Source organism: Sporosarcina sp. BI001-red (assembly GCF_003384035.1).
Taxonomy (GTDB): domain Bacteria; phylum Bacillota; class Bacilli; order Bacillales_A; family Planococcaceae; genus Sporosarcina.
This window is the reverse complement of record NZ_QQAK01000010.1, coordinates 463054-481167: the sequence shown is the minus strand read 5'-3', so window position 1 is coordinate 481167 and position 18114 is coordinate 463054. Positions and strand designations below refer to the sequence as shown.

At 44.3% G+C, this 18114-nt stretch carries 18 protein-coding genes; 5 read left to right on the top strand and 13 right to left on the bottom strand.

The window, feature by feature from the left end; all coding sequences use genetic code 11:
- Positions 1–34 precede the first annotated feature (34 nt).
- The gene (locus DVB69_RS17460; protein ID WP_147300761.1) at positions 35–259 is read left to right on the top strand and encodes a hypothetical protein; all 225 of its coding nucleotides are present in this window, start codon (positions 35–37) and stop codon (positions 257–259) included.
- Here DVB69_RS17460 and DVB69_RS06895 read toward each other — a convergent pair.
- The 6 genes from DVB69_RS06895 to lplA form a co-directional block, all read right to left on the bottom strand.
- Positions 244–1797 (bottom strand): fatty acid--CoA ligase family protein, encoded by a 1554-nt coding sequence (locus DVB69_RS06895; RefSeq protein WP_116017912.1) that lies wholly within the window; start codon positions 1795–1797, stop codon positions 244–246. The genes DVB69_RS17460 and DVB69_RS06895 overlap by 16 nt on opposite strands.
- Positions 1798–1945: 148 nt before the next feature.
- Positions 1946–3880: an FtsX-like permease family protein gene (locus tag DVB69_RS06890; RefSeq protein WP_116017910.1), complete on the bottom strand. Its 1935-nt coding sequence runs from the start codon at positions 3878–3880 to the stop codon at positions 1946–1948.
- Positions 3852–4631, bottom strand: a complete 780-nt coding sequence (locus DVB69_RS06885; RefSeq protein WP_116017908.1) for an ABC transporter ATP-binding protein — start codon at positions 4629–4631, stop codon at positions 3852–3854. Before DVB69_RS06885 ends, DVB69_RS06890 begins: the two co-directional genes overlap by 29 nt.
- Entirely contained in the window at positions 4585–5631 is a 1047-nt protein-coding gene (locus tag DVB69_RS06880) for a sensor histidine kinase (RefSeq protein ID WP_116017906.1), read from the bottom strand. Before DVB69_RS06880 ends, DVB69_RS06885 begins: the two co-directional genes overlap by 47 nt.
- On the bottom strand, positions 5628–6332 hold the full coding sequence (locus DVB69_RS06875) for a response regulator transcription factor (RefSeq protein WP_116017904.1): 705 nt from the start codon (positions 6330–6332) through the stop codon (positions 5628–5630). Before DVB69_RS06875 ends, DVB69_RS06880 begins: the two co-directional genes overlap by 4 nt.
- A 120-nt stretch (positions 6333–6452) precedes the next feature.
- Positions 6453–7445, bottom strand: coding sequence for a lipoate--protein ligase (gene lplA, locus DVB69_RS06870; protein ID WP_116017902.1), 993 nt, complete (start codon positions 7443–7445; stop codon positions 6453–6455).
- Positions 7446–7752: 307 nt separating this feature from the next.
- Here lplA and yhfH point away from each other — a divergent pair, with 307 nt between their 5' ends.
- On the top strand, positions 7753–7875 hold the full coding sequence (gene yhfH / locus DVB69_RS06865) for a protein YhfH (protein WP_081760271.1): 123 nt from the start codon (positions 7753–7755) through the stop codon (positions 7873–7875).
- Between the two features lie 949 nt (positions 7876–8824).
- On the opposite strand, the gene hemY is transcribed toward yhfH, so the two are convergent.
- The 3 genes from hemY to hemE are packed head-to-tail and all read right to left on the bottom strand — an operon-like array spanning position 8825 to position 12267.
- Complete coding sequence (hemY, locus tag DVB69_RS06860) at positions 8825–10246, bottom strand: protoporphyrinogen oxidase (RefSeq protein ID WP_116017900.1); 1422 nt, start codon at positions 10244–10246, stop codon at positions 8825–8827.
- A 25-nt stretch (positions 10247–10271) separates the two neighbouring features.
- Positions 10272–11201, bottom strand: coding sequence for a ferrochelatase (gene hemH / locus DVB69_RS06855; protein ID WP_116017898.1), 930 nt, complete (start codon positions 11199–11201; stop codon positions 10272–10274).
- A 16-nt stretch (positions 11202–11217) separates the two neighbouring features.
- Positions 11218–12267, bottom strand: coding sequence for a uroporphyrinogen decarboxylase (gene hemE, locus DVB69_RS06850; RefSeq protein WP_116017896.1), 1050 nt, complete (start codon positions 12265–12267; stop codon positions 11218–11220).
- A 234-nt stretch (positions 12268–12501) separates the two neighbouring features.
- Here hemE and DVB69_RS06845 point away from each other — a divergent pair, with 234 nt between their 5' ends.
- The 3 genes from DVB69_RS06845 (at position 12502) to DVB69_RS06835 (ending at position 15022) form a co-directional block, all read left to right on the top strand.
- Positions 12502–13023 (top strand): antibiotic biosynthesis monooxygenase family protein, encoded by a 522-nt coding sequence (locus DVB69_RS06845; RefSeq protein ID WP_116017894.1) that lies wholly within the window; start codon positions 12502–12504, stop codon positions 13021–13023.
- 106 nt (positions 13024–13129) lie between these two features.
- Complete coding sequence (locus DVB69_RS06840) at positions 13130–14296, top strand: M20 metallopeptidase family protein (protein ID WP_116017892.1); 1167 nt, start codon at positions 13130–13132, stop codon at positions 14294–14296.
- A 177-nt stretch (positions 14297–14473) separates the two neighbouring features.
- Positions 14474–15022, top strand: coding sequence for a competence protein ComK (locus tag DVB69_RS06835; protein ID WP_116017890.1), 549 nt, complete (start codon positions 14474–14476; stop codon positions 15020–15022).
- Here DVB69_RS06835 and DVB69_RS06830 read toward each other — a convergent pair.
- From DVB69_RS06830 to DVB69_RS06815, 4 genes are all read right to left on the bottom strand, one after another.
- On the bottom strand, positions 14991–15350 hold the full coding sequence (locus DVB69_RS06830; RefSeq protein ID WP_116017888.1) for a YhjD family protein: 360 nt from the start codon (positions 15348–15350) through the stop codon (positions 14991–14993). The genes DVB69_RS06835 and DVB69_RS06830 overlap by 32 nt on opposite strands.
- 136 nt (positions 15351–15486) lie before the next feature.
- Positions 15487–16089 carry a nuclear transport factor 2 family protein gene (locus DVB69_RS06825; RefSeq protein ID WP_116017886.1) on the bottom strand — a complete coding sequence of 201 codons (603 nt, stop codon included), beginning with the start codon at positions 16087–16089 and terminating at the stop codon, positions 15487–15489.
- Positions 16090–16150: 61 nt separating this feature from the next.
- Positions 16151–16825 (bottom strand): response regulator, encoded by a 675-nt coding sequence (locus DVB69_RS06820; RefSeq protein ID WP_116017884.1) that lies wholly within the window; start codon positions 16823–16825, stop codon positions 16151–16153.
- A gap of 20 nt (positions 16826–16845) precedes the next feature.
- Positions 16846–18003 carry a sensor histidine kinase gene (locus tag DVB69_RS06815; RefSeq protein ID WP_116017882.1) on the bottom strand — a complete coding sequence of 386 codons (1158 nt, stop codon included), beginning with the start codon at positions 18001–18003 and terminating at the stop codon, positions 16846–16848.
- Positions 18004–18114: the final 111 nt, after the last annotated feature.

Here is an 18114-nt window from a genome sequence, read left to right as displayed (position 1 = left end):
GGGAACGGGCGGGTTCCTCGTCGAAACGAGCGGGTTGCCCTCGGCAACGGGCGGGTTCCTCGGCGAAATGAGCGGGTTGTCCTCGGGAACGGGCGGGTTCCTCGTCGAAATGAGCGGGTCGTCCTCGGGAACGGGCGGGTTCCTCGACGAAACGAGCGGGTTGCCCTCGGGAACGGGCGGGTTCCTCGTCGAAAAAATAAAACAGAGGATGCGTCCGCATCCTCTGCTGTCTCTCCCTATAATTCAAGCTTTCACATAATCCTTCAGGGAACGACGCAAAATTTTCCCTGTCGTATTCTTTGGCAATTCATCCAAAAACTCGATGTGCTTTGGTACTTTGTACTTGGCGAGACGTTTCTCACAGAACTCGATCAGCTGTTGTTCAGTCACATGGGCTCCTTCTTTTGCGACCACATACGCAAGTACCTCTTCACCGAAATCTGGATCCGGTACGCCGAGCACTGCTGCTTCGACTAAGTCATGATGCGTGAACAACACTTCTTCGACTTCGCGCGGGTAGACGTTGTATCCGCCTACGATGATCAAATCTTTCTTCCGATCGACGATATAGAAGTAGCCATTCTCATCTTTCCTAGCGAGGTCTCCCGTATACAACCATCCATTGCGAAGAGCGGCGGCTGATTCTTCAGGCATTTTATAGTAGCCTTTCATGACATTGTCGCCTTGGACAATGAGCTCACCAACTTGTCCGGCAGGCACTTCATCTCCAAGCTCATCGACGACTTTATTCTTCACATTCAAGATTGACGTTCCGATTGAACCCGGAACACGTTCCCGATCGAGCGGATTAAAACACGTCACGGGAGACGCTTCTGACAAACCATAACCTTCCGACACTTTCACTTGGAATTTTTCTTCGAAGTTTTCAAGTAGCGCAACTGGAAGGGATGACCCGCCTGAAATCGCGAGTCGAATCGATGAAAAGTCTTCACGCTTCGCGTCTGGATATTGCACCATGAAGTTGTACATCGTTGGCACACCCGCAAAGATTGTCGCCTGCTGTTCTTTTACAGCTTTGAACACTTCAGCTGGACTGAATCTTGGCATCAGGACAATCGTTGCACCTTTGACGAGAGGTGCGTTTACAACCACCGTCAGTGCGAATACGTGGAACACCGGCAGCGTTGCGACAACTCGATCGCTTGACGAAAAGCCAAGGTATTCTCCAACGTCACTAGCATTTGAATACAAGTTTCGGTGTGTCAGCATGGCACCTTTTGGACGTCCTGTCGTTCCAGACGTATACAAAATGATAGCGGTTTCATTTTCATCTACTGCAACTGGCTCCATGTCCGGCTTACCACTTGCTACTAGTTGTGTGAATAGATGCGTTTTCGCTTTTGCCGCCTCAGATAACGCATGCACTTTCTCACTAGTCTCTTCAGTCGTCTCACAAACAATATAGTGCTCGACCGCTGGAAGTTGAACAGCAGCTGCTTCAACGAGTGGTAGTAACTGTTCGAGCGCAATCACCACTTTTGCATCGCTATCTTGCAAAATATACGAGATTTCGTCTGGCGAGTAGATTGGATTGACTGGAATTGCAGTCGCCCCTAAACGCATTGTTGCGTATAGCGAAATAAGAAAGTGTGGCGTATTGCCGAGTAATAACGCGACGTGATCGCCTTTGTTCACCCCTAAGTCTTGTAAAGCGGATGCAAATTGTGCGACTGATTGGTCAAATTCTGCGTAAGAGGTATCCTTGCCTGTGAAGTGATAAGCTGTTTTTCCAGGCTGAGATTTAGCGGTTGCACGGACTCTTTCTACTAAATTCATCGGTTTGCCACCCTTCGTTATTGAATGAATAGTCATTCATTATCATCAACTATTAGTATATAAGAAAAATTTAAATAATTCAATAGCCTTTATTTTACGACATTTTAACTTCCAACTATTTTATCGCAATAATAAAAGACACCGGAGATTATTCCGGTGTCCGAATGTGGGAGAGGTAACGCCAGCGTATGAGGTAGAAATAAGAGATCTGTAAGACCGCGAACCCACCTAACACAAGCGTCAACTCTTTTGCGATTGAAATTTCTGCGAGTGCATCCCATATGACTTGAAGCGCTAGGAATGCAAACGCACTATGCACGAATGCCACTCCCCACGGAATGAAGAACTGGGGGAGTAATTGTCGATTCACAATCTTTTTCAATTCTTTATCCGTAATCCCCATGCGGCGTAACACGTCAAATTGTCTGCGGTCACGGTCAAGCGTTGTATACAAACGGAAATAGACGAAACTACCTGCAGCGAGGAACAACACTGCGGCGAGCATTAATCCCATGAATAGCAACAACGAGAATGTCGTGCGGATGATGGAATAGTTTAAGCCCGGATTACCGAACGAAAACAGCGTTCCGGATTCCGCGCCTAGTAACATGGATTGTACTTCGTCTTGATGGAGCCCACGCCCAATATCTTTCGTCTGTTGCCAGTCTGCGATGTTGAAAGCATAATAGCGGAACAACGAGGATTCCCCGCCGCCTTCCCCCATCAGTATCCGTTCAAAATCCGCGTCTGAGACAATAATCACATTGGCGCCGATTGCATTCGGCGGAAATACCTGGTGTGGGTACGCTCCCGATATATTCACCTTCAGACCGCTTTTTTCCAATGAAGTTTTGACAGTGCGTTCTTTCAATTGTTGGTAGGAAGATACGGACTGAGGCAAAAAGAGTGCTTCTCCATCTTTTACGTCAACTGCAGGATAGCCAAACGTATAGCCGAGTGCGTTAATGTTCGACAGACGAACGATTGACACGTTCATATCGGTGAATGAGGATTTTTGCTCTAGCACCTGGAATGCGACCACGTTGTAATCAATCTCTTTTTCGTTCAACTCGTCTGTCAGCTCACGAATGTGAATTTGCTCCAGCACATTACCGGGATAACTTTTATAGACGAGTCCTAAAGGGTTGATCTCACGGTATTGGTTTGCAAACGATGTGAGAGACGCGAGTAAGCCGACGGACATAAACGCAAGCGTTGACACCATTGTGACGATGAAGAACATACGCGCATTCTCTTTCAGTCGTACAACGCCTTCAGATAGAGATAACAGCCAGAAGGGTCGCCAATAAAGACGTTTTCGCGCTCGGAAAAGCTGAATCATATACGGGAAAGAATCGCTAAAGAAGAAATACGTTCCAATCACCGCTGCTGCCGGCAACAAAAAGATGACGCGGATGACATATGTATTCGTGGCATACACCGCCATCGTATACGTTGCTGCGAGCAACACAATCCCAGCAAGTGCTCGCCATTTCGACGTCGAATACGCATCTTGCTCAGCCACTTCCCCTTGCAACAAATCGTATACTTCCCCCGTGCGGATGAACATCGGTGCGAGCAAAGAAATGATGACAAATACACTTGCAAAGCTACCGACTGTCAGCACAAATGGTTGCCATGTGAAGTACAGGGGGAGCGTTGGAACTTGGATGAGTTCCCTCACAATCATCAAGAAGAATTTTGAGAACATAAATCCAAGAAACGTTCCAGCAATGATCGCGACCCCACCGATCAGCATCGTTTCAAGAAAGATGAGTCGCTGAAGCTGACTTCTTGCCATGCCTAGTAACAGCAAAATGCCGAACTCTTTTGTACGGGCTTGTAAAAACGCTCGCATCGAGTAAAACAAGAAAAACAGGGAGAAGATGAACAACACAAATTCTGCGACCATCATCCCGGTGGACGCAATTTCCTGCACAAATCCTTCTTCCATCGCAGGGTGGAATAACAGCATCGAATAGAGGAAAAATACCATAACTGAAAACGCACTGGCCATGAAGAATGCTGCGTAAATGCGTCGATTCCGAACGACATTACGGTATGCGAACTGACGAAAGGTCATTAACGTTCCCTCCGAGCAATGACAGCACGTTCAAAATCTGCTGAAAAAATGTCCGGCGCTGTTCGTCTTTGTATAGTTCATTGAAAAACTCGCCATCTTTGATGAACAACACACGATCACAATAACTGGCAGCAAGCGGATCGTGTGTCACCATAATAATCGTTGTGCCTGCGGTTTTATTAATTTTCGATAATAATTCCAATACATCCCGTGCAGATTTCGAGTCGAGATTTCCGGTCGGTTCGTCCGCTAAAATTAGTTCCGGTTCGTGAATCAATGCACGTCCGACAGCAGTGCGCTGTGCCTGACCACCTGATAACTCATCCGGCCGTCTTGATAAAATTTCGTTCAATGACAATTTGTCCGCAAGCGCTGCAATTCTTCGTTTCATCTCAGGTACCGCCACCCGATCGAGCGTCAGCGGCAACACTAAATTTTCTTCCACAGTGAGCATTTGCAGTAAGTTAATGGTCTGGAAGACGAACCCTAAATTCCGTCTTCTGAATAACGCCAGATCATTCTGATTCAGCGTTTCCGGTTCAATCCCATTCACGGCGATTCTGCCGTATGTCGGCAAGTCAATCGTTGATATCAGATTGAGCAACGTCGTCTTGCCACTTCCGGAAGGACCCATAATGGCGATGAATTCCCCTTGTTCCGCCTCAAAATCTAGACGGTTCAACGCTCGATGCATCACTTTGCCTTCATAAATTTTCGTCACTTCCGTCAATTCGACGATTTTTCGTGCCATCGTTTTCTACCGCCTCTCCATTTGAGAACAACACAGTCACTGCTGTCCCTTCGCCCACTTTCGACTCAATTGTCAGCGTATGCCCGAGCCGCCCGCTCACTTCAGATGCGATATACAATCCCATCCCTGTCGATTCACCCGTTTTCCTGCCGTTTTCACCGGTGAAAAATGCTCTTGTCACTCGCTTCACATCGGTTTCAGGAATCCCGATTCCTTCGTCTTGTACCGTCAATCGAATTCCTTCAGATGTATTGTGGGTGGTCACGTAGACCTTTTTCCCTTTTTCAAACGTATATTTCACAGCGTTTGTGAGGAATTGTCCAAGTATGATTTTCATCCATTTCGGATCGGTTGCCACGACAAATGCTGGATCCACATGGATTTCAGGAAACACACTGTTTGTGATGAACAATCGTTTGTGATCCGTCACCACTTGTCGAACAAGATCCTCCAACACGACGCGTTCAATTCGCATGTCATCTTCAAACGTCTCCAGCCGGGCATTCACAAGCACCGCATCCAGCCCATCTTGCAACCGGTCCAACTCTTCATGAAAACTTTTCCGATCGATCTCTTCTTCTTGCAATAGCAGTCCAAGGACCGAAATCGGGGTTTTCATCTGATGCACCCACTGATTAATGAAATGCAATTGCCGATGTTGTGCAGCATCGAGCTTTTGCACGTCACTATGATACAGTTTGTACAATTTCCGCATATATTGCGCCGTCATTCGATGCTCCGGTGTTTGAGGACGACCGATTAACGCATCTTCCATACGACCCGGCTCCCGCTCGTATACTTCATAAAAAGACCGACGTAGGATGAATTTCGCAAGCAAATAGCCGATCGTTAACATGATTCCCATTAAAATTGCATAGACTGCAGTGCTCCAGTCCTGCACTCCATCAAGCCAAAACAATAGAACGATGAACAGCAGAAGCACAACTTGGAATAACAGAAACGGTACGTGCTCTTTAATGAATAACTTGTATTTGTTCATTCTTCTTCATGCGCCAATACAAATCGATATCCTGCGCCGCGCACAGTATCGATGGTTGAGAGAATATCAAAATCCGCGAGTTTTTTTCGAACACGAGCAATGTTGACGTTCAATGTGTTTTCATCTACAAACGACTGATCGTCCCATAATTCCTCAAGGAGTGTCTCACGAGATACCACTTTTGGGGCGGCCTCCATTAGCAATTCCAATATAATGCATTCCTTTTTCTGCAAAGGAACAATGTTGTCGCCCGATTGCAGTTCCATACGTTCTGCAAAAAGCGTCAGCGTGCCCGCTTTTACAATCCGTTCCGATTGTGCAGGAGCATACTCGCCAAACGATCGACGTAAATGGCTTCTGATCTTCGCTAGAACCACGTCATAATGGAACGGTTTGGTAATAAAATCATCCCCGCCATTTTCGAGTGCAAACACTTGGTCCATGTCTCCTGAACGTGCCGATATGAACAGAATTGGACACGTCGTTTGCGTTCTTAGTTGACGGCACCAGTAATAACCATCATACGTTGGCAAGTTGATGTCTAGTAAAATCAGGTGTGGATCGAACGACAAGCATTCATCTGCTATTTGATCGAAATCCTCTGCAACGGCTACGTCATACTGGTATTTCCTCAGTGTATCTGCTAGCAGTTCCGCGATTTTACGATCATCCTCAACGATAAAAATCCGGTGTTTCTCCATAGATCCGCGCCCCCTTCACAAGTAGGTTAAGTATAACGCAAATTCGCTTCAATCGCCTTGTTCACACATACGAAAAACAGACTCCTTGTCCCATATGGGAGGAAGGAGTCTGTTTGGATGTTAATAAATCAGATTCACAAATTCTTCTTGCGTAATACCACCAAGCAGCTTTGGTATATCAAGTGTGCTGACTGCAGCAGTAATGGATTCGCGATCGTATTGACAATTCACAAGGCGTTCTTCAATTTCAGCGACACTGCCGATCCCGAAGAAGTCACCAAATATGTGCACTTCATGGATCGTCCCTTTTTCGACTTGCAGACGGACATCAATGCTGCCGACCGGGAACCGATGGGAGTGCTGCACGTTACATTTTGGCGAACGGCCATAGTTCCAATCCCAATTGCCATAACGCTCTTTCGACAAAAGGTGAATGTTCTTCCAGTCTTCTTCTGTCAATTCTTTGTATTGGATGTTCTCTTCCCCACCAAAAATCGATATCAAAATCTGCATACGGAACTCTTCAATTGTCATCGTCTTGTCCATGTGTTCCGAGATATTCGTGACGCGACTGCGAATCGATTTAATCCCCTTGGACTCGATCTTATCCTTTTTCACACGTAGCGCATTAACGACTTCTTCAATTTCCGTGTCAAACATAAGCGTACCATGGCTAAACATGCGCCCTTGCGTTGCAAACTGCGCATTCCCGGAAACTTTTTTACCATCGACCAATAAGTCATTGCGTCCCAGTAACTCTGCTTTTACACCCATCTTAGCGAGTGCCTCCACAACAGGCTCCGTGAACTTTTTGAAATTACGGAATGATTGTCCATCATCTTTTGTGATGAAGCTGAAGTTCAAGTTCCCTTTGTCATGGTATACCGCGCCGCCACCAGAAAGTCTTCGCACAACATGGATCCCGTTTGCGTCGACGTACTCTGTATCAATTTCTTCCACTGTGTTTTGGTTCTTCCCTATAATGATGGACGGTTCGTTGATATAGAACAGCAAGTATGAATCCTCATCAGTATCCATAGTGTTCAACACATATTCTTCAATCGCTAGGTTAATCCGTGGATCTGTAATACCTTGGTTATCTACAAAACGCATTCGGCTCTCTCCTTTATATGAAGCTCATATTGCCATTCTACCATATCCTTTCTCGTTTCGTGATGCATGAGTACTGCGATTGTTAGTGGATAAATTGAAGGATAGCTCTATGTGAAAATGGAACCATTTTTCTAAATTGTTCAAAAACTATTGACAAATGCTCGTCTGTTATAATACACTATGAATAACAAGTCAAAGTGCTAGTACAAAGGAGCTGAGCAGGACCAATTTTTTTGTCGCCTCTGTTGTACAACACTCGTCACTGGACAAAGTAGTACTACCACAAAATGAATGGAGCGGATGAGAAATGATTGAAAACGTCGTTGAATTTTTTAAGAATTTGCCTCCGAAACAGTGTGTTACTTGCGGTGAACAGATGGAAGAACAACATGAGTGCTATCAAACAAAATGTCCATCGTGCTCAGAATAACGAGTTGCTGTTATAGTTCAGATCGATTGGCTGCTACAGAACGTCAGTACACCCTGACTTCTGTGGCAGTTTTTTTGTGTTGGATAAGGATTAAATGAACGGTGTTGATGTCTGCGGGGTCTTCGTTCTTCGCGTATTCCGCAGGAGTCGCCATCCTACGCTGAAATAAACAGATTCTTGTTAGATTTGGTTGTTCCACTTTCCCTAATTAGTATGTGAGAGACAATATCACAAAATCATTCCTCCACAAAATCAAGCGCAGCGCTACCAATTAATCCCTTAATGAAGTTGAATTGTGTCCCGTTATCGAGAAATTTAGCTAGGTGTCGGACAAATCCATAGGGTTGATCGAGAAGTCTCTATGAGTGATCGTGAACCGGTGCGGAGTGTCGGACAATGCCATTATCCTATTGAGTCCTTGACGACTAACCTTTCAGACGACTCCTCTAATAAAATCTAGCGCAGCGCTACCAATTAATCCCTTAATGCAGTTGAATTGTATACCGTTATCGAGAAATTTAGCTAGGTGTCGGACAAACTCGGCTGGGTGTCGGAGAAGTCCATAGGGTTGATCGAGAAGTCTCTATGAGTGATCGTGAACCGGTGCGGAGTGTCCGACAATGCCATTATCCTATTGAGTCCATGACGACTAACCTTTCAGACGACTGCTCTAATAAAATCAAGCGCAGCGCTACTAATTAATCCCTTAATGCAGTTGAATTGTATCCCGTTATCGAGATATCCAGCTAGGTGTCGGAGAAACTCGGCTAGGTGTCGGACAAATCCATAGGCTTGATCGAGAAGTCTCCAGGAGTGATGGAGAACCGGTGCTGAGTGTCGGACAATGCCAAAATTGTTAGACTGCTAAACGGATAGTCAGTAAAAACAAACCAAAAAGACCTCCCACATGCCGGATTCGGCTGTGGGAGGTCTTTCTTGTCATTCAAATTTACTTAGTCAATCGCTGCATAACACGTTCCGCAGCTGCTTTCCCTTGATCGATGCAATCTGGCAAGCCGACGCCTTCGTACGATGCGCCTGCGAGCTCTACGTTCGGAAATGCGGTACGTAATTGTTCTTTCGCGTCTGCGATGAGTTTTTTATGACCAACCCGGTATTGAGGACGATCATCCTTCCAGCGTGTGACGATCGAGAACTCAGGATCTTCATTGATTTCAAAGATTTTCCTTAAATCACCTAGGACAATCTCCTCGATTTCATCATCTGGTAAATCAACGATGGCTTCCTCACCAATTCGTCCGACAAATGCACGCAACAACACTTTTCCTTCAGGTGTCGTTGACGGCCATTTCCGATTCAACCAGGTACATGCGGTAATCGAATAGTCGCCACTGCGGGAGACTAAGAAGCCGGTGCCTTCCTTATCTTGGACTACAGCACCCGCCGGAAATGCGAGTGTTATCGTCGCCACGGATGAGGTTTTGACCTCTTCCAGCTCCTGTAAAACGCCATATGGCTCGAATAATTGACGAGCGACTGCATGACCTGTTGTAAGAACGATGGCATCCGCTTCAATCACAGAGCCTTCGTTGAGTGTAACAAATGTGCGACCTTCCTCTTGATCGATTTTCTCAATCCGAACGCCTTTGATGAAATTCACCTCAGGCAACTGTTCTTCCAAAGCTTCTACGATTGTCTCGAGACCATTTCGGAAAGTGTGGAACGCACCTTCTTTCTTGGCAGCATGCCCTTTGTTCGGGAGCTGTTCAGGCTTCGGTTGAGTTTTCTTCATTCCTAAAATGAGACTCCGGTGTTTTTCTTCTACACTGACAAATTGAGGGAACGTCGACTCCATACTCATATTATCAATATCTCCTGCATAGACTCCGGAAAGTAACGGCTCAATCAAGTTATTCACGACTTCATTTCCGAAACGTCGACGGAAAAAGGCGCCAAGCGACTGGTCGCCTTTAATGTCAGATCGCGGTAAGAAAAAGTCCCCTGCAGCACGCAACTTCCCAGTTAAGGAAAACAGGTTACTTTTAAGGAAAGGTCCGATTTCTGTCGGTACACCCATAATCGACCCGCCTGGAATAGGATGCAATTCATCATTCAGTAATACATACGACTGTCCTGTTGCATTTTTCACGAGCTGATCAGCGATGCCGAGCTCTTCTGCAAGACGGTCCATACTTTTCTTTCTTATCAAAAAGGAATCTGGACCGCGTTCTATAATATAGCCGTTGCGTCGGACAGTCTGGATCTTACCACCAAGTCTGTTGGTTGCTTCCACGAGGATTACATCGATGGGAAGATTCTGCTTTCGTATGAATTGTTGCATGTAAAATGCCGCAGAAAGACCCGTGATGCCGCCTCCCGCAATGACAATCTTTTTACGCTGTTCGTCCATTACCTTCACACGTCCTTTACACAACTTACTTGTTTACTTTTTCCATTACTGCATCAGCAACTGCGCCAATAAAGAGTGGATCCGTGTTTGGCATAGCTGGTCTGTGATATGTTGCTCCGATTTCGTCGCAAACTACTTTACATTCGTAGTCATTGTCAAAAAGGACTTCTAGGTGATCCGAAACAAAACCTACTGGTGTGTAGACAAATGACGTATACCCTTTTTTCTCGTTTAATTCGCGTGTTAAGTCCTGTACATCAGGCCCAAGCCATGGCTCGCCAGTCTGTCCTTCACTTTGCCAGCCAACTGCGTATTCTTTCACATCAGCAGCTTCTGCAAGGAGCTTAGCCGTTTCTTCCAGCTGATCGGGATATGGATCGCCTGCTTCACGGATTTTTTGTGGAAGTGAGTGTGCAGATACAACAAGAACTGACTTTTCGCGTTCTGCCTCGCTCATGCTGTCGAAAGTTTCGCGGATCTTTTCTTCCCAATACTTCAAGAACTTTGGTTGCTTATACCAGCTTTCTACAGAAGTAATAGAAATTCCGTATTTGTCCGCTTCCTCTTTCGCACGTGTATTGTATGATTTCACTGAGAATGTAGAATAGTGAGGAGCCAGTACGACAGTGACCGCTTCTTTGATGCCGTCTTTATTCATCTGGTCTACTGCATCTTCGATGAATGGTGTGATGTGCTTCAAACCAATGTATAGTTTGAAGTCAATCTCATTTTGTGATTGGTTCAACGCATCACAAAGTGCTTGCGCTTGACCATCAGTAATGTGTGCAAGTGGTGAAATGCCTCCAATCGCTTCATAACGATTTTTCAAATCTTCAAGTTGCTCAGGTGCAGGTTTACGTCCTCGACGGATATGTGTGTAATACGACTCAATATCCTCTTCTTTGTAAGGTGTTCCGTAAGCCATTACTAAAAGTCCCATTGTGCGTTTTCCCATATTGTTCACCTCAAGATTAGTTTTTAGTTGCGCGTAGTTCTGCACTATATGTGTGAATCAGTTCAGTAAGTTTCTTCAGCTTGGCAGGCTCGATTTCCGGGAAGACTCCATGCCCCAAGTTGAAGATGTGGTTGCCATGTGCAACCCCTTGTTCAATGATTACTTTGGCACGTTCTTCAATGACGGACCAATCTGCGAGCAGCAATGTAGGGTCAAGATTCCCTTGGAGCGGTTTTGTTAATCCGCGTTGACCAGCTTCTTTAATAGAAAGTCTCCAATCCAATCCGACTACATCCACAGGAAGATCGTGCCATTCGTTTGCTAGGTGACTTGCACCTACTCCAAACGTAATCAAAGGAACATTCAATTTACGCAGTTCTGTAAAAATACGTTCCATCACTGGCTTGATGAAAATACGGTAATCCGATACATTCAATGCTCCAACCCATGAATCGAATAGTTGAATTGCAGACGCACCCGCTTTTACCTGTGCAGTCACATAGACAATCATCGTATCCGCAAGTTTGTCCATCAGTGCGAACCAGGCTTGTGGTTCAGACACCATAAGTGCTTTTGTACGTGCATAGTTTTTCGAAGGACCGCCCTCGATCATGTAACTTGCAAGTGTGAATGGTGCTCCTGCAAATCCGATGAGTGGTACATCCAATTGTTCTTCCGTCAATATACGAATCGTTTCCAGCACGAATGGAATATCATCTTCTGGATGCATTGCTGTCAGTTTTTCAATATCCGCCACTGTTTTAATCGGATTCGAAATAACTGGTCCAATTCCCGCCTTAATCTGAACGTCTACGCCCATTCCTGGAAGGGGTGTGACGATATCTTTATATAAAATTGCAGCATCGACTCCATACTGGTCGACAGGCAACTTTGTCACATATGCACACAATTCAGGTTGGTGTGTAATCTCTTCTAGTGAATACTTTTCTTTGATTTTCAGATATTCAGGTTGTGATCTTCCTGCCTGACGCATGTACCAAACCGGTGTGTGATCAATATGTTCTCCACGAGCAGCCCGAAGAAGCGTATCATTTACTATAGCCATGAACAAAATCCCCCATTCTTTGTTTAGCGAACCTAATTAGACAATTTACGTGTAGCTTATCGTTTTCAATATAGACGTAAACTGTTGGGTTGTATAGCAATATACACCTATTGTCATAAATTTGTGCTACAATCGGACATTGTTTTGACATGCTTTGTTTTAGGAGTAGGATTCCGGGGAAATAACTAATAACGAGGAAACATTTGTACAGATTAGCCAAGGAGGATACTTTTTATGAAAAATGTATACATTACACGCGGCACTGCGGAATTTATGGAGAAGATAAAAAAGAAGAACCCAGGCGAGAAAATGATTTTAATGCATGGCAATGGCGGATCCCAATTGCTACACGAAACAGAAGACAAAACAGTCTTCCAGACACCAAATCGATACGAAGTTGTTGCAGAAGTGGGGCAACTCCAAGAACATGGATTCTTCGCATTAAACAACATTTCTATTTCTGATGAGGGAAAACCTATTTTTGAAGATCGGTTCAAAAGAGAACATCCGGCGATGGAAAGTACACCAGGATTTATTGCATTTAGATTGCTACGCCCCATCGGTTCGGATACGTATATTCTTTTGTCAGAGTGGGATGACAGCAAATCATTCGATTTATATAAGCATAACCCAGCGTTTGAGGCAGCTTACGATTCTACACGTAAAGATATCGTTGCGGGACCAGCATTTCATATTTTCACGAGTGCACCTTATCTAACATTTTACAGTTCCCTTCATAATCAAGATAACGAATAAACATTCGAAAAGAGGCTGCGTGCCTCTTTTTTCGTTATCAAACAATTGCGAGTTTATATAGGCACTGATATACTGGATACCAGATTCAAAAAAGGAGCTGTCTCTTATGAACGAAAAACTTTACACACTACTTGACAACTCTTTTGATGACATGGTCAGCGTTCGTCGCTATTTGCACCAGCATCCAGAAGTGTCATTCCAAGAAACGAATACTGCACAATACATCCAAGATTTCTATATGAAGTTAGGGGTAGAATTTAGGAGCAACGTTGGCGGAAATGGTGTTGTCGCTCGTATCGAAGGCGGAAAACCCGGTAAAACCGTTGCACTTCGAGCTGACTTTGACGCACTGCCGATACAAGACCAAAAAGATGTCCCTTACAAATCAACCGTTCCTGGCGTCATGCACGCATGTGGTCATGATGGCCACACATCCACCTTGCTACACCTTGCTAAAGCAATCAATGAGTTAAAAGGTGAACTTTCTGGTACATATGTCTTCATTCACCAACACGCAGAAGAATATGCCCCAGGCGGTGCCATTTCAATGATCGAAGATGGTTGTCTGGACGGTGTAGATGTTATTTTCGGTACACACTTGTGGTCGATGATGGAGCCGAACACAATTCAATACGTAAGTGGCCCGATCATGGCCGCTGCAGACCGTATTGAAATCACGGTTCAAGGCGCAGGTGGTCACGGTGCTTCTCCGCACCAAACAAAAGATGCAATCGTGATTGCCTCCCAACTCGTAACTAACTTCCAACAGCTTGTCTCACGGCGTGTCGATCCTATTGAATCTGCAGTACTTTCAATCGGCTCATTCGTCTCTGACAACGCATTCAACATTATCGCTGACCAAGCCGAGCTCAAAGGCACTGTGCGTACGTTTTCTCCTGAAATTCGGGATCTTATGGAAACAGAGATACAAAAAATTGCTGACGGAACCGCACTTATGAACAACTGCGAAATCAATGTTACGTATACACGCGGCTATCCAGCTGTCGTAAACCATGAAAAAGAGACAGCCTTTTTGCGTGATGTTGCAAAAGAAGTTCCAGGAGTAAAAGATGTAATCGAAACAATCCCTCAAATGGGCGGAGAAGATTTCGCTTACTACTTGGAACACGTTCCGGGCACGTTCTTCTTCACTGGTGCACAACCTGAAAAACCGTTTCCTCATCACCACCCACGATTCGACTTTGACGAATCTGCAATGTTATCTGCTGCTAAAACGTTAGGGGCTGCAGCTCTCACTTATCAAGAACAGTAATCAACTACTCTGCTAATTTGCTCCATTTTTTGAATCCTTTTCAACATGAGGTTTCAAGAAATGACAAATGCAGAGTTTTTTTGTATTTTATTTCTGATTATTTCGTTTTTACCGATTGCTTTCCATTATTTTTCCTATATAATAGGAATTATTACTTAGTGAGTAGGAGTGAGTAGGATGCATTCACGAAAAAAAACCGAGAATTACCTGATTAATTCCGATACATTTGTGTTACAACCGATTCGAGATGGTTATAAATTAACTACACGCGTGATTGAACGTCATGCCGAATTCGATCTTCCTAAAAAACCGATTCAAATCGTCAAAAAAACGTGTGAACTTTATGGTGCTTCGTTAAAAACACGTACATTAACGGCTCGCCTTGCACTCGGCAACCGCCATAAGACACCAATCGTTGTTGCGCACGCATTCGACACGCCTTATATCTTTCTTCCGACAATGTCTCCTAATTCAGAAGAGAACGTCTGGATCTCCTATCATTCAATTGCTGACTTTCAAGAAGAAAGCGTCGGATGTTCAGTTTTGCTGGAAAATGGATATAAAATAAAAGTGAACGTGTCTACCCCTACTATGTGGCGTCAGTTCGCTTTTGCCGCTCTATTGGAACGAGATTTTGCAAAAAAACAATTTTTGTTGCAGCGACCTAGAACGTTTCTTGCGCAGGAAGGATTGTTTAAATACCCGGTTGCCGAAGATACTGAGTGAGCAATTCCTCTGTTCGATTGCGTAAGCGTATATTCAAGTATCTTCGACAATCCTCCTGACGGTCATGGACAAAAATGTACTCTGTAAAAATGTCATCCATTTTTCCCTTTACAACCGTTAATTGATTCATACGTAAATATGCGGCCGTATTTCCAAGCTCTTTGTGTACGCGTTTAGCGACACCATCCACGAGCCCTAAATACGGTTTTTTCAATTTAAAATCCCCGTGCTGAATAAGCAATCGATCCCTCTCTAAAATCGTCAAAACCATAGGCAAGTAAATCATATTCTCCAAATAAGGGATCACTTCACTTTTTAATGCAGGCATTTCTCCACCTCCTAATAGAACGCATGTTCTTACTTCATATTCTATGTCACTTTAAAGATAAATGCAACAAAAAAAACAGTGGATCAAATCAAAGGTAATCACCTTGATCTGATCCACTGTTTGACATCTGTTTTAATCATTGAGGTTCCGGGTCACCAATGTAATGGACCGCTTTCGCTTTCCATTTACCATTTTCGTTTGTCATCACAGTCACTTGACGTCCTTTACTGACGTCTTGTTTGCCGCTTTCTTTATCTTTCACTGTAGTTTCCATTGTTGTAAATACTTGTGCTTCTTCCTCAGAGTACTTCACGATTGTGAGTTCTGTTGGTGTACGTGTCAGTTCTCGAGTAGCGAGTAATTCTTCGGTAGCCGCTCTTTCATCGTCCAGATCATATCCATCTGAAGAAAGGGATTCAAGATAAGCATCCACATCACCTTCATTCAACGTATCAATGTATTGATTGAACGCTTGAACAATCGCTTCCTTTTGTTCAGCTGGTACGTTTGCCGCTTCTTCAATACTACCACCATCTAAACTGAATCCAACATCATCGCCGTCTTCGTTAGCTTTATCGCCCTTATCTGTAACTCCATGATCAATGGAACCATATTCATTAGTCTGTTCCCCGTCGTCGATTGAACCTGGATTCTTTTTGGCGCTGTCATCATCACCGCTGCAAGCACTAAGCAGTAGCGCAAGCGATGCCACTCCGATAAGTCCTGTTGTTTTTTTCATGATTGTTCTCCTTTCATAGCAAAAGGACCATCCGATTGGAGGTCCTTTTATACATGTAGTATTACTTCACTTCAACCCAACCATTTTTAATTGCTGTGACAACGGCTTGTGTCCGGTCGTTAACGCTCATTTTTTGTAAAATACTTGAAACGTGGTTTTTTACAGTCTTTTCAGAGATGAACAATGTCTCTCCAATGGCACGGTTACTTTGACCATCCGTCAACAATTGAAGTACTTCACATTCCCGCTTCGTCAACAAATGTAAAGGTCGTCGGATTTCGTGTTGATGGAACGAGCCTTTGTACTCCCGTTCGCTCAATCTGCGATATTCAGTCACCAAGTTATGCGTAACTTTCGGGTGTAAATAAGATCCGCCTGCTGCTACAACTTTAATGGCTTGGACAATTGCATCCGCGTCCATTTCTTTCAACATATATCCGAGTGCTCCGGTTTTCAGTGCTTGAGAAACGTATGACTCATCGTCATGGATGGATAATACGATGACTTTCGCATCCGGGTATTTGGTCATCAATTGTTCAGTTGCTTCAATCCCATTCATGCGTGGCATATTGATATCCATAAGTACTACTTCTGGTTTATGCTCTTCGTACAAAGTGAATACTTCGCTACCATCATCGCCTTCTGCGACAATTTCGAATGTATCTTCAAACGCAAGGATACGCTTGACTCCTTCACGGAATAATTGATGGTCATCTACTATCAAAATTTTTGTCATGTTCGTTCCCTCCAAAGCCTCTATTTGCCTATACTACCAGGATTAATCGGAATTTTAAAGAATACGCTTGTCCCTTTACCAACTTCTGAAACGATTTTAAAATCGCCTTTCAACAAGTCAATGCGTTCTTTCATCCCAATAATCCCAAATGATTTTTCTTTTACTTCGTTTTGATCAAATCCTGCTCCGTTATCTTTTACAATTGCATTCATTGTCTCCCGTAACCATTCAACTTTCACCCATATGTCACGACTCTTCCCGTGTTTTATGGCATTCGTTACAGATTCTTGAACTAAGCGGAACACCGCGATTTCAAAACTCGACTCGAATCGGCGGTCTTCTCCGATGCTTTGAAAGTGAATACGCACATCGGGTTCATATTCCATAAGAGTGGATAAGTACTTTTTCAATGTCGGCATCACACCGAGATCATCGATCGCCATTGGGCGAAGATCATAAATAATACGTCGTACTTCATATAATGAACTTCGTACCATTTCTTTTAAATCCTGAAACTCTTCAAGTGCCTGTTTAGGACCTTTTTGCTCATATACCTTTTCGATGAGTCCAGAACGAATGAGCACGCTGGCCATCATTTGAGCAGGGCCATCGTGGATTTCCCTTGATACCCGTTTACGTTCCTCTTCTTGTGCTTGAATGATCCGAATCGCAAAGTCCTGCTTATGTCTGGCTGTCTCAAGCGCTTCCCCTACGTTCTTCAAATCCGAAGTTAAGTAAGTGACCACCGTGGATACTTGGTTGACGAGCTGATCCGCTCGTTCAATCGTCTCCAACAGTTCCGCTAGACGACGGTCCAGATCATCGCGTTGAATACGTAATTGCTTTTCTTCCATCCTGTTCACGGACAGTCTAACAAGAAGGTCATTTGCAACTTCATACGCTTTTCGCACTTCTTGTTCCGAGTAATCCACAAAGTTCTTCGAGACATCAGCGAGCCTTCTGCGTGAGTGACGTGTCATTTCTTCCAGGTGATCTCCTTCGGTTATTACCCGGGAAATATCTTCCTTCACAAGAACGAGCTCACGTTGCATGGATTCAAAACTTCGACGGCTTTGCTCACTGATCATGAAGATGTCATTCTTGGACTGATCCATTACATTCACCATGCTATCGAAAATACCTTCAAGCTTTTGAATATCGATTGCCGCCTTATCCATTGTTCACACTCCCACCGATGCTTAAATCTCCTATTCGAATCCATAGGCTGTTGCGATTACATTGGATTCACTATACACTTTATTTAGTATAGCATCTTAATGCCCATAACA

Bases quoted from the DNA above. Each gene is read 5' to 3' on its own strand.
- DVB69_RS06875 (WP_116017904.1), bottom strand. From the start codon at position 6,332: ATGGAGAAACACCGGATTTTTATCGTTGAGGATGATCGTAAAATCGCG.
- DVB69_RS06825 (WP_116017886.1), bottom strand. From the start codon at position 16,089: ATGAAAAAAACAACAGGACTTATCGGAGTGGCATCGCTTGCGCTACTG.
- hemY (WP_116017900.1), bottom strand. From the start codon at position 10,246: ATGGACGAACAGCGTAAAAAGATTGTCATTGCGGGAGGCGGCATCACG.
- DVB69_RS06890 (WP_116017910.1), bottom strand. From the start codon at position 3,880: ATGACCTTTCGTCAGTTCGCATACCGTAATGTCGTTCGGAATCGACGC.
- lplA (WP_116017902.1), bottom strand. From the start codon at position 7,445: ATGCGTTTTGTAGATAACCAAGGTATTACAGATCCACGGATTAACCTA.
- DVB69_RS06885 (WP_116017908.1), bottom strand. From the start codon at position 4,631: ATGGCACGAAAAATCGTCGAATTGACGGAAGTGACGAAAATTTATGAA.
- DVB69_RS06815 (WP_116017882.1), bottom strand. From the start codon at position 18,003: ATGGATAAGGCGGCAATCGATATTCAAAAGCTTGAAGGTATTTTCGAT.
- DVB69_RS06845 (WP_116017894.1), top strand. From the start codon at position 12,502: ATGAAAAATGTATACATTACACGCGGCACTGCGGAATTTATGGAGAAG.
- DVB69_RS06835 (WP_116017890.1), top strand. From the start codon at position 14,474: ATGCATTCACGAAAAAAAACCGAGAATTACCTGATTAATTCCGATACA.
- hemH (WP_116017898.1), bottom strand. From the start codon at position 11,201: ATGGGAAAACGCACAATGGGACTTTTAGTAATGGCTTACGGAACACCT.
- DVB69_RS06840 (WP_116017892.1), top strand. From the start codon at position 13,130: ATGAACGAAAAACTTTACACACTACTTGACAACTCTTTTGATGACATG.
- DVB69_RS06880 (WP_116017906.1), bottom strand. From the start codon at position 5,631: ATGAACAAATACAAGTTATTCATTAAAGAGCACGTACCGTTTCTGTTA.
- hemE (WP_116017896.1), bottom strand. From the start codon at position 12,267: ATGGCTATAGTAAATGATACGCTTCTTCGGGCTGCTCGTGGAGAACAT.
- DVB69_RS06830 (WP_116017888.1), bottom strand. From the start codon at position 15,350: ATGCCTGCATTAAAAAGTGAAGTGATCCCTTATTTGGAGAATATGATT.
- DVB69_RS06820 (WP_116017884.1), bottom strand. From the start codon at position 16,825: ATGACAAAAATTTTGATAGTAGATGACCATCAATTATTCCGTGAAGGA.
- yhfH (WP_081760271.1), top strand. From the start codon at position 7,753: ATGATTGAAAACGTCGTTGAATTTTTTAAGAATTTGCCTCCGAAACAG.
- DVB69_RS06895 (WP_116017912.1), bottom strand. From the start codon at position 1,797: ATGAATTTAGTAGAAAGAGTCCGTGCAACCGCTAAATCTCAGCCTGGA.